11 protein-coding genes and 1 riboswitch are annotated in these 12,720 nt (G+C 72.5%); of the genes, 5 read left to right on the forward strand and 6 right to left on the reverse strand.

The window, feature by feature from the left end; all coding sequences use genetic code 11:
• Nucleotides 1-35: 35 nt before the first annotated feature.
• Nucleotides 36-141, forward strand: a riboswitch (TPP riboswitch).
• The 3 genes from ABD361_RS15975 (at nt 137) to ABD361_RS15985 (ending at nt 3,963) form a co-directional block, all read left to right on the forward strand.
• The gene (locus ABD361_RS15975; RefSeq protein WP_344435944.1) at nt 137-1,240 is read left to right on the forward strand and encodes a thiamine ABC transporter substrate-binding protein; all 1,104 of its coding nucleotides are present in this window, start codon (nt 137-139) and stop codon (nt 1,238-1,240) included. Its footprint overlaps the riboswitch before it by 5 nt.
• The gene (locus ABD361_RS15980; RefSeq protein WP_425583221.1) at nt 1,216-2,919 is read left to right on the forward strand and encodes an ABC transporter permease; all 1,704 of its coding nucleotides are present in this window, start codon (nt 1,216-1,218) and stop codon (nt 2,917-2,919) included. Before ABD361_RS15975 ends, ABD361_RS15980 begins: the two co-directional genes overlap by 25 nt.
• Entirely contained in the window at nt 2,920-3,963 is a 1,044-nt protein-coding gene (locus ABD361_RS15985; protein WP_344435945.1) for an ABC transporter ATP-binding protein, read from the forward strand. It abuts the gene before it with no gap.
• A gap of 114 nt (nt 3,964-4,077) precedes the next feature.
• Here ABD361_RS15985 and ABD361_RS15990 read toward each other — a convergent pair whose 3' ends face one another.
• The 5 genes from ABD361_RS15990 to ABD361_RS16010 form a co-directional block, all read right to left on the reverse strand.
• Nucleotides 4,078-5,034 (reverse strand): hypothetical protein, encoded by a 957-nt coding sequence (locus ABD361_RS15990; RefSeq protein ID WP_344435946.1) that lies wholly within the window; start codon nt 5,032-5,034, stop codon nt 4,078-4,080.
• Between the two features lie 84 nt (nt 5,035-5,118).
• Nucleotides 5,119-6,333: a hypothetical protein gene (locus tag ABD361_RS15995; RefSeq protein ID WP_344435947.1), complete on the reverse strand. Its 1,215-nt coding sequence runs from the start codon at nt 6,331-6,333 to the stop codon at nt 5,119-5,121.
• Nucleotides 6,315-7,049, reverse strand: a complete 735-nt coding sequence (locus ABD361_RS16000; RefSeq protein ID WP_344435948.1) for an ABC transporter ATP-binding protein — start codon at nt 7,047-7,049, stop codon at nt 6,315-6,317. Before ABD361_RS16000 ends, ABD361_RS15995 begins: the two co-directional genes overlap by 19 nt.
• 200 nt (nt 7,050-7,249) lie before the next feature.
• On the reverse strand, nt 7,250-8,647 hold the full coding sequence (locus ABD361_RS16005) for an aspartate aminotransferase family protein (protein WP_344435949.1): 1,398 nt from the start codon (nt 8,645-8,647) through the stop codon (nt 7,250-7,252).
• Entirely contained in the window at nt 8,632-9,120 is a 489-nt protein-coding gene (locus ABD361_RS16010; protein ID WP_344435951.1) for an Lrp/AsnC family transcriptional regulator, read from the reverse strand. The genes ABD361_RS16005 and ABD361_RS16010 overlap by 16 nt, the downstream gene beginning before the upstream one ends.
• Nucleotides 9,121-9,303: 183 nt before the next feature.
• Here ABD361_RS16010 and ABD361_RS16015 point away from each other — a divergent pair, with 183 nt between their 5' ends.
• Both ABD361_RS16015 and ABD361_RS16020 read left to right on the forward strand, forming a co-directional pair.
• A complete protein-coding gene (locus ABD361_RS16015) occupies nt 9,304-10,755 on the forward strand; it encodes a gamma-aminobutyraldehyde dehydrogenase (RefSeq protein WP_344435952.1) in 1,452 nt (483 codons plus the stop codon).
• 89 nt (nt 10,756-10,844) lie between these two features.
• Nucleotides 10,845-12,017, forward strand: coding sequence for a polyamine ABC transporter substrate-binding protein (locus ABD361_RS16020; protein ID WP_344435953.1), 1,173 nt, complete (start codon nt 10,845-10,847; stop codon nt 12,015-12,017).
• A gap of 9 nt (nt 12,018-12,026) precedes the next feature.
• Here the strand turns inward: ABD361_RS16020 and ABD361_RS16025 are convergent, their stop codons facing one another.
• On the reverse strand, nt 12,027-12,716 hold the full coding sequence (locus ABD361_RS16025) for a glycerophosphodiester phosphodiesterase (RefSeq protein ID WP_344435954.1): 690 nt from the start codon (nt 12,714-12,716) through the stop codon (nt 12,027-12,029).
• Nucleotides 12,717-12,720: the final 4 nt, after the last annotated feature.

The following is a 12,720-nucleotide window of genomic DNA, read 5'->3' on the forward strand; positions in this document are numbered from 1 at the left end:
TCCTTCGCGCAACGTCGCGCACTTCGTACAAATGAACATTCCGACAGGGGAGCGCAGCGAGCGCTGAGAGTGCGGCACGGCCCGCAGACCCTCGGACCTGATCCGGTTAGTACCGGCGTAGGGAGTCAGCACCACCATGAACACCATCCTTCGGCGTGCCGTCGTGGCGACGGCCGCCGCGGCCCTCGGCCTGCCCGTCCTCGCCGCCTGCGGCAGCCCGGACTCCGGCTCCGGTTCGGGCTCCGGCGGCAGCGGTTCCGGCGACAAGACCGTCCGGCTCGTCTCCCACGACTCGTTCGTGGCCTCCGACGCGGTCCTGAAGCAGTTCACCGCGCAGACCGGCTACAAGGTCCAGGTGATCAAGGGTGGTGACGCCGGTGCGGCCGTCAACCAGGCCATCCTCTCCAAGAGCCACCCCCAGGGCGACGTCTTCTTCGGCGTCGACAACACCCTCCTGTCGCGCGCGCTCGACAAGGGCCTGTTCACGCCCTACCGGGCCAAGGGCGCGGACCGCGTCCCCGCCGAGCTGCGCGGCGACACCAAGGACCGCGTCACCCCGACCGACTACGGCGACATCTGCGTCAACTACGACCGCGCCTACTTCGCCGACAAGAAGCTCGCGCCGCCGCAGACCTTCGCCGACCTGGTCAAGCCGGAGTACAAGAACCTCCTGGTGACCGAGAACGTCGCCACCTCCTCGCCCGGCCTCGCCTTCCAGCTCGGCACCGTCGCCGCCTTCGGCGAGAACGGCTGGCAGGACTACTGGAAGAAGCTCAAGGACAACGGCGTCGAGGTCGTCGACGGCTGGGAGCAGGCGTACAACACCCGCTTCTCCGGCTCCGCCGCCGGCAAGAAGGCCAAGGGCGACCGGCCGCTCGTCGTCTCCTACGCCTCCAGCCCGCCCGCCGAGGTGATGGGCGTCAAGCCCGAGCCGGCCGAGGCGCCCACGGGCGTGGCGACCGGCACCTGCTTCCGGCAGGTCGAGTACGCCGGCCTGCTGAGCGGGGCGAAGAACACCGAGGGCGGCAAGGCACTGATCGACTTCCTGGTGGGCAAGACCTTCCAGGAGGACATGCCGCTGCAGATGTTCGTCAACCCCGTCAACCGGGACGCGCGCGTCCCCGAGCTGTTCACCAAGTACGGCGCGAAGATCACGCAGTCGGCGACGCTGGACCCGCAGCGCATCGCCCAGCACCGCGACCAGTGGATCAAGACGTGGTCCTCGCTCGTCCTGAAGTGACCGACGCACCCCCGGGTGCCGCCCCGCGCGGCGGCGCCCGGCGGACCGCGACGCGCCTGGCCCTGATGGCCGGGCCGCTCGCCTTCTTCGGGATCTTCTTCGCCTACCCCGTCGCCGCCATCGTCGCCCGCGGCCTGAAGGACGGCGACCAGTGGCAGCTCGCCCGCATCGGCGAGGTGCTCGGCGACCCCGCCACCGGCCACGTCCTGTGGTTCACCACCTGGCAGGCCGCCGCCTCCACGGCGCTCACGCTGCTGCTCGCGCTCCCCGGCGCGTACGTCTTCGCACGCTTCGACTTCCCCGGCAAACAGCTGCTGCGAGCCGTGGTCACCATCCCCTTCGTCCTGCCGACCGTCGTCGCCGGCTCCGCCTTCCTCGCCCTGCTCGGCCGCGGCGGACTGCTCGACGAACTGTGGGGCGTCCGCCTGGACACCACCGTCTGGGCGATCCTGCTCGCCCACGTCTTCTTCAACTACGCCGTCGTCGTCCGCACCGTCGGCGGACTGTGGGCCCAGCTCGACCCGCGCCAGGAGGAGGCCGCCCGCGTCCTCGGCGCCGGCCGCCTCACCGCCTGGCGGCGGATCACGCTGCCCGCCCTCGCCCCGGCCGTGGCCGCCGCGGCCCTCATGGTCTTCCTCTTCACCTTCACCTCCTTCGGCGTCGTGCAGATCCTCGGCGGCCCGCGCTACGCCACGCTGGAAGTGGAGATCTACCAGCAGACGGCGCAACTGCTCGACCTGCCCACCGCCGCCGTGCTCACGCTGCTGCAGTTCCTGGCCGTCGCCGTGCTGCTCCTCGTGCACGCCCGCACCGTCCGGCGGCGCGAAGCCACCCTGCGGCTCGTGGACGCCGCCCGCACCGCCCGCCGCCCCCGCGGCGCCGCCCAGTGGACGCTGCTCGCCTCCGTCCTGGCCGTCATCGCCCTGCTGCTGATCCTGCCGCTCGCCGTCCTCGTCGAACGCTCCCTCGACGGACCCGACGGATACGGCCTGACCTACTACCGTGCCCTCGCCTCCGCGGGCGGCACCGCCGGCACCTTCGTCGTCGCACCCCTCGAAGCCATCGGCAACTCCCTCGCCTACGCGGCGGCGGCCACCGCCGTCGCCGTCGTCATCGGCTCCCTCGCCGCGGCCGCGCTCACCCGCCGCGAGGGCAGGCTCGTACGCGGCTTCGACGCGCTGCTGATGCTCCCCCTCGGCACCTCCGCCGTCACCGTCGGCTTCGGCTTCCTGATCGCCCTGGACGAGCCCCCGCTGGATCTGCGCACCTCCTGGATCCTCGTCCCGCTCGCCCAGGCCCTGGTCGGCGTGCCCTTCGTCGTCCGCACCGTGCTGCCCGTGCTGCGCGCCGTCGACACCCGCCTCCGGGAGGCCGCCGCCGTGCTCGGCGCCTCCCCGCTGCGGGCCTGGCGCGAAGTCGACCTGCCCATGGTCGGCCGGGCCCTGGCCGTCGCCGCCGGCTTCGCCTTCGCGGTCTCGCTCGGCGAGTTCGGCGCCACCGTCTTCATCGCCCGCCCCGACAGCCCCACCCTGCCCGTGGCCGTCGCCCGGCTGCTCGGCCGGCCCGGCGCACTCAACTACGGGCAGGCCATGGCCCTGAGCACGATCCTGATGCTGGTGTGCGCCGCCGCGCTGCTGGTCCTGGAGCGCGTGCGCACCGACCGTACGGGAGAGTTCTAGATGTCCATGCTCCGGCTGGAGGACGTCACCGTCCGCTTCGGCGCCCGCACGGCGCTCGACGCCGTCGGCCTCACCGTCGCCGAGCACGAGACCGTCTGCGTGCTCGGCCCCAGCGGCAGCGGTAAGTCCACCCTGCTGCGCGTCGTGGCCGGCCTGCAGAGCGCCGACGAAGGCCGCGTGCACCTCGACGGCCGCGACCAGAGCGGCGTACCGGTGCACCGGCGCGGCGTGGGCCTCATGTTCCAGGACCACCAGCTCTTCCCCCAGCGCGACGTCGCAGGCAACGTCGCCTTCGGACTGCGCATGCGCCGCACGGACCGCGCCGAGACCGAGCGGCGCGTCGCCGAACTCCTCGAACTGGTCGGCCTGCCCGGCGCACAGCGCCGACCGGTCGGCGCACTGTCCGGCGGCGAACAGCAGCGCGTCGCCCTCGCCCGCGCCCTGGCCCCCCGGCCACGGCTGCTCATGCTCGACGAACCCCTGGGCCAGCTCGACCGCGGCCTGCGCGAACGGCTCGTCGTCGAACTGCGCGAGCTCTTCGGGCGCCTGGGGACGACGGTGCTGGCCGTCACGCACGACCAGGGCGAGGCCTTCGCCCTCGCCGACCGGGTCGTCGTCATGCAGGAAGGCGGACGGGTCGCACAGATCGGCACGCCGCTGGAGGTGTGGCAGCGGCCGGCATCGGAATTCGTGGCGCGCTTCCTGGGATTCCGCAACGTCGTTCCGGCAACGGTGAACGGCCCTACGGCACGGACGCCGTGGGGCGAGCTGCCGGTGCCGGACGGCACGGCGGCGGGGGAGCGACGGGTGCTGGTGCGGCCGGCGGGCGTACGGGTCGCTGCCGCGGGGGACGGCTTGCGGTGTGTTGTGGGGGCGCGGACGTTCCGCGGGGACCACGTGGTGGTGCGGCTTCGGCCGGAGGCCGGGCCGGAGCTTGAGGCGGCGGTGCCGCTGGGGGATGCGCCGGAGGTCGGTGACCGGGTGGGCGTCGCGTTCGCGGTGGACGAGGTGGTTGTCCTTCCCCCACCCCGCCCCTTCCCGTAACCGGGGGCTGCGCCCCCGGACCCCGGGGTGGTGCGACCCGGTGGGCCGGTTGTGCCCACCCGTGCCGCCCTGCGGCACGCCTGCCCACAACCAGGTGCACCATCCAGGGAGGCCTCACGCCACAGGTGTGGGCACCTTGTCCGGCTCGGCCTGCGGCGCAGCCGCGTGCGTGTCCGGCTCGGCCTGCGGCGCAGCCGCGTGCGCGTCCGGTTCGCCGAACCAGGCCACCGCTACCGCGCCTGCGACGGCGAGGAGGAAGCCGAGGACCGCGACCCAGGCGAAGCCGTCGCGGGAGGCGTCGCCGAGCCACATCACGCCGATGATGCCGGGCAGCACCGTCTCGCCGACGACCAGGGCCGCCGTCGCGCCGTTCACGGAACCGATCTGCAGGGCCACCGTGTGCAGGTACATGCCGACGGAGCCGGAGACGAGGATGGCGTACAGCGCGGGGTCGGCGAGCATGGTCGGCAGGTCGAAGGGGTCGATGCCGTCGAGGATGCGCACGCCGACGCCGATGGCACCGAAGCCGAGGCCGGACAGCAGGCCGGCCAGGATCGCCGCCCGGGCGCCCAGCAGCCGTACGGCCACGGTGCCGCCGCCCATGAGGACGACGGAGATGGCGAGGAGCCACCAGTGCGTGGACATGGCGGTGGCGCCGCTGCCCTCGTGCCCGGCGGCGGTCGCCAGGAGCACAAGGGCCGAGCAGACGACGCCGATCGAAACCCATTCCCTGCCGTTCAGACGTATGCCGAGCAGCTTGATGCTCAGCAGCGCGGTGACGATGAGGTTGGCGCTGATGACGGTCTGGGAGAGGAACAGCGGCAGCATGCGCGCGGCGAGCGCGCCGAGGCCGAAGCCGAGGAAGTCCAGGACGGTACCGACCATGAACTCCCAGGTCACGGCGGCCTTGGCGGTGGAGGACAGGCTGGGGCCGCCGTGCTGGGTGGTGCCCGTGGTGGAGGCCTTGGCGGCCTCCCTGCGGGCCGACTTGCGCGACCCCACGGCTTGCAGGACCGATCCTGTGCCGTAACACACCGAGGCCGCGACAGCCGTGACAAGGCCGATGATCACCAAGAGCTCCGTTCGCCTGAATTCCAGTCGCTCTTGAAGCAGACGTGGTTTCGGGCCGCGGAGTTGCCTTGGGTCAAGAAGTGGTCAAGAACGGGTCAGGGGCAGGGCGGTCAGCTCGGCGATCACCCAGGTGAGGGGCGCCAGGACGGCGACCAGGGCGCCCGTGCGCACGGCGGCGGCGCCGCGCAGCAGGGAGGCCGGGATGCCGAGCCGGGCCAGCGCGGCCGAGGTCTCCGCGCGGGAGGTGCGGGTGTCGGCCGCGGCCGTGAGCGCGGTGGCGGTCACGCAGGCGATCACCAGGCCCGCGCCGAGCCAGGTCAGCGGCCCGAACGGACCGGGCCCGGTGGGCCGCCACAGCGCGCCGTACAGTTCGACGGCCGCCACGGCCCCGGCGGCCACGGCGCACAGCACGCCGAGCGGGCGTCCGACCCGTGCCGCCGCGTCCTGCAGTATCCGGCCGGCCAGCAGCCGTACGGGCCCGGGCCGGCCGGACGACAGCAGGGCGCCGCACCAGTGGGTGAGCCCGGGGCCGGCCAGCACCAGGCCGGCGAAGGTGAGCAGCCAGCCGCCGAGCAGGGCGGGGGAGGAGCCGCCGTCCTGGCCGGGCAGGGCCAGCAGGGTCTCGGGGGCGGGCGCCGGGGCGTGGCCGACGTACGCCTCCAGGGCCAGGCCGCAGGCGATGACGGCAACGCCCCAGGGCAGCCCGATGTGGGCGGGGCGGTCCTCGCGGGGGGTGGAGGGCGCGGGATCATCGGTGGGTGCGGCGTGGGCGCCGCGCGCCCTGCGCTCGCGGCTCGGGCGCAGGAAGAGGGCGCAGGCGCCGGCGCCGAGCGCCGGCAGCAGGCCCAGCAGGGTCACGGCGGCCCCCCACGGCAGGCCGGCCTGCCCGTCGAGGGCGCGGGCGGCCGCGCCGCTGAGCGGGGTGCCGCCGAGGTCGCCGCGCAGCTCCAGGTAGGCCAGCAGAGCCAGGACGCTGCCGGTGCCGCAGGACAGGGCGGTGGAGGTGGCGGCGAGCACCGACAGCCGTACGGGGCCGAAGCCGATGGCGTCCATGCCGTCCCGCGGCCGCGTCGCGGGGTCGTTGCGGGCCACGGCGACGGCGAACTGCACGACGGCGGCCAGCGGCGCCAGGCACCACAGCAGCCGCACGAGCGACTCCTGCGGCGTGTCCGGGTGGGCCACGGCGTACCCGAGCGCGCACAGCAGCAGGAAACCGGCCCCGGCCGCGGCGAGGACCACCAGCAGCCGGCGCAGCAGGACGAGCGGGTGGGCGCCGCGCGCTAGGCGGAGACTGAGCACGCGGCCCTGCCCTCCCCTTCGGACGCCTCGGGCGTGGGAAGCGAGCCGCGGCGGCCGTCGACGAGGCCGACGGTGCGGTCGGCGAGCGAGGCGCTCTCCTCGTCCAGGGTGGCGAGCACGACGGTGATGTGGTGCGAGCGGGCCGCGGTGGTCAGGGTGCGCAGCACCTGCGCGCGGTCGGTGGCGTGCAGGGGCGCGGTGGGCTCGTCGGCGAAGACCACCGTCGGGTCGGCGGCCAGCGCCCGGGCGATGGCGATGCGCTGGCGCTGGGCCTGGGTGAGGGCCCCGGGCCGCTTGCGGGCGCAGTCGCCGACGTCGAGGCGTTCGAGCCACTCGGTGGCGGTCTGCTTGGCGGCGCGGTGGCCGGTGCCGCGCACGAGCAGCGGCAGGGCGGCGTTCTCCCAGCCGGTCAGCTCGGGCACGAGGTGCGGCCGGCTGTCGATCCAGCCGAACCGGTCGCGGCGCAGCCGCTCCCGCGCGGCGCGCGAGAGGGTGTGCACGGGGCCGCTGTTGAACCACACCTCGCCCGGGTCGGCCAGCAGCTGTCCGGACAGGCATTTCAGGAGCGTGGTCTTGCCGGAGCCGCGCGGTCCGGTGACGGCGAGGATCTCGCCCTCGCGGACGCCGATGGACACCCCGGTCAGGGCGGGGGAGCCGTTGTAGGAGTAGTGGAGTCCGCGTGCCCAGAGCACGTCGTTGTCCGGCGGGGCCACCATATCGAGCACCTCGGGTCGCTTGAGAGGGTTCGCTCCCCCGACCGGGTGAACGAACCGGAGGCCATTGGGTCACTGGCACCGTACGGAACCGGGATCCTAGCCTCCGCCCAGGCTCGGCGCTGGGGTGCCTCATTTCCTCCCATCGGGCTCATCCGCCCGCGAGGCACCCCTGACGACACCCTGACGACACTCTGACGACGTCAGATCTTCGTCCACGCCTCCGTGAGGACGCCACGGATGATCTGCTCGATCTCGTCGAACGTGCCCTGGTCGGCGATCAGCGGCGGCGCCAGCTGGATGACCGGGTCGCCGCGGTCGTCGGCGCGGCAGTACAGGCCGGATTCGAAGAGCTTCTTCGACACGAAGCCGTACAGCAGCCGCTCGCACTCCTGCGGCGTGAACGACTCCTTGGTGGCCTTGTCCTTCACCAGCTCGATGCCGTAGAAGAAGCCGTTGCCGCGCACGTCGCCGACGATCGGCAGGTCGTGCAGCTTCGCCAGCGTGGTGTGGAAGGCGCCCTCGTTGTCCAGCACGTGCCGGTTGAGGCCCTCGCGCTCGAAGATGTCGAGGTTGGCCAGGGCCACGGCGGCCGAGACCGGGTGCCCGCCGAAGGTGTAGCCGTGCAGGAAGGTGTTGTCGCCCCGGAAGAACGGCTCGGCGATCCGGTCGGAGACGATCGCGGCGCCGATGGGGGAGTAGCCGGAGGTCATGCCCTTGGCGCAGGTGATGATGTCGGGCACGTAGCCGAACTTGTCGCAGGCGAACATCGTGCCCAGGCGGCCGAAGGCGCAGATGACCTCGTCGGAGACCAGCAGCACGTCGTACCGGTCGCAGATCTCGCGCACCCGCTGGAAGTAGCCGGGCGGCGGCGGGAAGCAGCCGCCGGCGTTCTGCACCGGCTCCAGGAAGACGGCCGCGACGGTGTCGGCGCCCTCGAAGAGGATCTGCTGCTCGATCTGGTCGGCGGCCCACCGGCCGAACGCCTCGGGGGAGACGCCGGATCCCTCGTCGAGGAAGGAGGGCGCGCGGTAGATGTTGGTGTTGGGCACCTTGTGCGCGCCGGGGACCAGCGGCTCGAAGGGGGCCTTCAGCGCGGGCAGCCCGGTGATGGACAGCGCGCCCTGCGGGGTGCCGTGGTAGGCCACGGCCCGCGATATCACCTTGTACTTGGTGGGGTTGCCGGTCAGCTTGTGGTACTGCTTGGCCAGCTTCCACGCCGTCTCGACGGCCTCGCCGCCACCCGTGGTGAAGAAGACCTTGTTCAGGTCGCCCGGCGCGTGGTGCGCCAGGCGCTCGGCCAGCTCGACCGCCTTGGGGTGGGCGTAGCTCCACACCGGGAAGAAGGCGAGCTCCTGCGCCTGCTTGGCGGCCGCCTCGGCCAGCTCGGCGCGGCCGTGGCCGGCCTGGACCACGAACAGCCCGGCCAGGCCGTCGAGGTAGCGCCGGCCCCGGTCGTCGTAGATGTAGGTGCCCTCGCCGCGCACGATGACGGGCACGGGGGCGTTCTCGTACGACGACATCCGGGTGAAGTGCATCCACAGATGGTCGTACGCCGTCCTGCTGAGGTCCTTGCTGCTCACGGCTATCGAGTTCCCCATGTATAGGTCTGCTTGCGGAGCTTGAGGTAGACGAAGCTCTCCGTGGAGCGCACGCCGGGCAGCGTCCGGATCCGCTTGTTGATCGTGTCGAGGAGATGGTCGTCGTCCTCGCAGACGATCTCGATCAGCAGGTCGAACGAGCCCGCGGTCACCACCACGTACTCCACCTCGTCCATCGCGGTCAGGGCGTCCGCGACCGGGTCGAGGTCGCCCTCGACGTTGATGCCGACCATCGCCTGCCGCCGGAATCCCACGGTGAGGGGGTCGGTGACGGCGACGATCTGCATCACGCCCTGGTCGAGCAGCTTCTGCACGCGTTGCCGGACGGCGGCCTCGGAGAGGCCGACGGCCTTGCCGATCGCCGCGTAGGGGCGGCGGCCGTCCTCCTGGAGCTGCTCGATGATCGCCAGGGAGACGGCGTCGATCGGCTGGGTGCCGGTCGTGCTCTTGGGGTCTGCGCTACGAGTGGCCACGCCTCCCACCATGCAACAGGACTCGGCGGTGCGGCAAGCCCTTCACGATGAAATTCGTCGTCAAGCGACCTGGGAAGCACTGATTCCGTTGTTCTCCCTCTGCGGGTATGTCGAAAGCGCGGCCCCCCTGACTAGGCTGTGCGTCTCAGCCATTGGACGTCCGACACGAAGGGGTGGCACGACGTGACCACCGAGCTGCGCCGCCTGCGCAATTTCATCGACGGGGAGTTCCGGGACGCCGCCGACGGGCGGACCACCGAGGTGGTCAATCCCGTCACGGGCGAGGCGTACGCGACCGCCCCGCTCTCCGGTGCCGCCGACGTGGACGCCGCCATGGCCGCCGCCGAGGCCGCCTTCCCCGCCTGGCGCGACCTGGTCCCCGCCGAGCGCCAGAAGGTGCTCCTGAAGATCGCCGACGCCTTCGAGGCCCGCGCCGACGAGCTCGTCGCCGCCGAGGTCGAGAACACCGGCAAGCCGGTGGCCCTGACCGCCAGCGAAGAGGTCCCGCCGATGGTGGACCAGATCCGCTTCTTCGCCGGCGCCGCGCGCATGCTGGAGGGCCGCTCGGCCGGCGAGTACATGGCGGGGATGACCTCGATCATCCGCCGCGAGCCGGTCGGCGTCTGCGCCCAGGTCGCGCCGTGGAACTACCCGATGATGATGGCGGTGTGGAAGTTCGCCCCGGCGCTCGCCGCGGGCAACACCGTCGTCCTCAAGCCCTCGGACACCACCCCCGCCTCCACCGTGCTCATCGCCGAGATCATCGGCGGCGTGCTGGAGGAGTTGGGCCACCCCAAGGGCGTCTTCAACGTCATCTGCGGCGACCGCGAGACCGGTCGCCTGATGGTCGAGCACAAGGTGCCGGCCATGGCCTCCATCACCGGCTCGGTGCGCGCCGGCATGCAGGTGGCCGAGTCCGCCTCCCGCGACCTCAAGCGCGTCCACCTGGAGCTCGGCGGCAAGGCCCCGGTCGTCGTCTTCGAGGACGCCGACATCGCCAAGGCCGTCGAGGACATCGCCGTCGCCGGCTTCTTCAACGCCGGCCAGGACTGTACGGCCGCCACCCGCGTCCTGGTCCACGAGTCGATCCACGACGACTTCGTCACCGCCCTCGCCCAGGCCGCCGCCGACACCAAGACCGGGCAGCCGGACGACGAGGACGTGCTGTACGGCCCCCTGAACAACGCGGGCCAGCTCAAGCAGGTCACCGGCTTCATCGAGCGCCTGCCCGGCCACGCCAAGGTCCACACCGGCGGCCACCGCGTCGGCGAGAAGGGCTTCTTCTTCGCCCCGACCGTCGTCTCCGGCCTCAAGCAGGACGACGAGATCGTCCAGAACGAGGTCTTCGGCCCCGTCATCACCGTCCAGTCCTTCGCCGACGAGGCGCAGGCCGTCGAGTACGCCAACGGCGTCGAGTACGCCCTGGCCTCCTCGGTGTGGACCAAGGACCACGCCCGCGCGATGCGCATGTCGAAGGCGCTCGACTTCGGCTGCGTGTGGATCAACACCCACATCCCGCTGGTCGCCGAGATGCCGCACGGCGGCTTCAAGAAGTCCGGCTACGGCAAGGACCTCTCCGCCTACGGCTTCGAGGACTACACGCGCGTCAAGCACGTCATGACCTCGCTGGGCTGACCTGCGGCTCCCGGGGGCGGGGCAGCAGGCTCCCGCCCCCGGTATCATCGACCGCCGCCCCGCCCCGCCGGTTCGATTGCGAGACGCCCGTGAAGCCCCTTTCCCGCCGTACCCTGCTGCGCGCGCTGGGCGCCGGTGCCGGGGCCGCGGCCCTCGCCGGCTGCGGGGTGCCCGCGGCGTACGTCGCCCCGGGCGAGCGGGCCGCCGCCGACCGCTCGGGCGCCGAGAAGAAGCTCGTCTTCGCCAACTGGCCGCTGTACATCGACGTGGACGAGAAGGACCCGCAGAAGCGGCCCACCCTGCAGGAGTTCGAGCAGCGCACCGGCATCTCGGTGAAGTACACCGAGGAGATCAACGACAACGACGAGTTCTTCGGCAAGATCAGCCCCGCCCTGATGAACCATCAGGACACCGGCCGGGACATCATCGTCGTCAGCGACTGGATGGCCTCCCGCTACGTCCGGCTCGGCTGGGTCCAGAAGATGGACCGCGCCGCCCAGCCCCACGTCGACCGCCACCTCGACCCGCTGCTGCGCAAGCCCTCCTTCGACGCGGGCCGGCTGCACACCGTGCCCTGGCAGTCCGGCATCACCGGCATCGCCTACAACCGCAAGAAACTCGGCCGCGAGATACGCCACACCTCCGACCTGTGGCGCGACGACCTGCGCGGCCGCGTCACCCTGCTCTCCGGCATGGACGAGGCCTTCGCCCTGCTGATGATGGGCAACGGCGCGGACGTCACCCGCTGGACGGCCGACGACTTCCACACCATGACCGACCAGCTGCGCCGCCTGGTCCGCAGGCGCCACATCCGCCGCTTCACCGGCAACGACTACATCAAGGACCTCTCCTCCGGCGACGTCCTGGCCGCCCAGGCCTACTCCGGCGACATCATCCAGCTCCAGGCCGACAACCCCGACATCGAGTTCGTCGTCCCCGAGGAGGGCGCCGAGCTGTGGGCGGAGAGCCTGATGATCCCCGACCTCGCGCGGCACAAGCGCAACGCCGAGGCGCTGATCGACCACTACTACCGGCCCGAGGTCGCCGCCGAGCTCGCCGCCTCCGTCAACTACGTCTGCCCGGTGCCGGCCGCCCGCGACGTGCTGGCCTCCTCCGGGGAGAAGGAGACCGCCAAACTGGCGGAGAACCCGCTGATCTTCCCCACCGACGACATGCGCAAGCGGCTCGCCACCGCCCGCGACATGACCGCCCGTGAACGGCCTGCCTTCGCCAAGGAGTGGAACGAGATCGTCGGCTTGTGACGGCCCCGCTCACCCCGCCAGCAGCGCGCGCAGCGCGCCGATGCGGTTGGTGGTGATCGAGTCGACGCCGGCCCCCAGCAGCCGGCGCATCGTGCGCCGGGTGTCGGCGGTCCACGCCGACACCAGCAGGCCGTCGGCGTGATGGCGGGCGACGAGCTCGGGCGTGACCAGCCCGAAGCAGTAGTTGAGCCAGTGCGGCCGCACCGCGGCCAGCAGCGCCGGGCGCGGCGGCGCCAGCGTCGTCCACGTCAGCGCGATCTCCGCCTCCGCGTCCGCCCGGCGCACGGCGAGCATCGAGGCCGGCCCGCCGCAGTAGTACACGTGCGCCCCCGCCGCGCTCTCGCGCACCGCGGCGACGGCCGCCGGGGCCGCCGCCGCGTCGGGCAGGTCCACGAACAGCCGCACGCCCTCGGTGATCTCCGCCAGCGCCTCGCGCAGCGTCGGCACGCCGCCCGCCGTGGCCTCGCGCACCTCGGCGGCCGTCAGCGCGGCCAGCGGCCGGTCCAGGCCCCACAGCCGCTTCAGCGTCGCGTCGTGCAGCAGGACGGGCACGCCGTCCCGGGCCAGCCGTACGTCGATCTCCACTGCCCCGGCCCCCGCCCGCAGCGCCGACCGGATGGAGGGCAGGGTGTTCTCGCGGTGGACGTACGGGTCCCCGCGGTGGGCGACGGCGACGCAGGCGGGCGGCGGCAGGCTCACGGCG

Source organism: Streptomyces luteosporeus (genome assembly GCF_039532865.1).
GTDB lineage: Bacteria > Actinomycetota > Actinomycetes > Streptomycetales > Streptomycetaceae > Streptomyces > Streptomyces luteosporeus.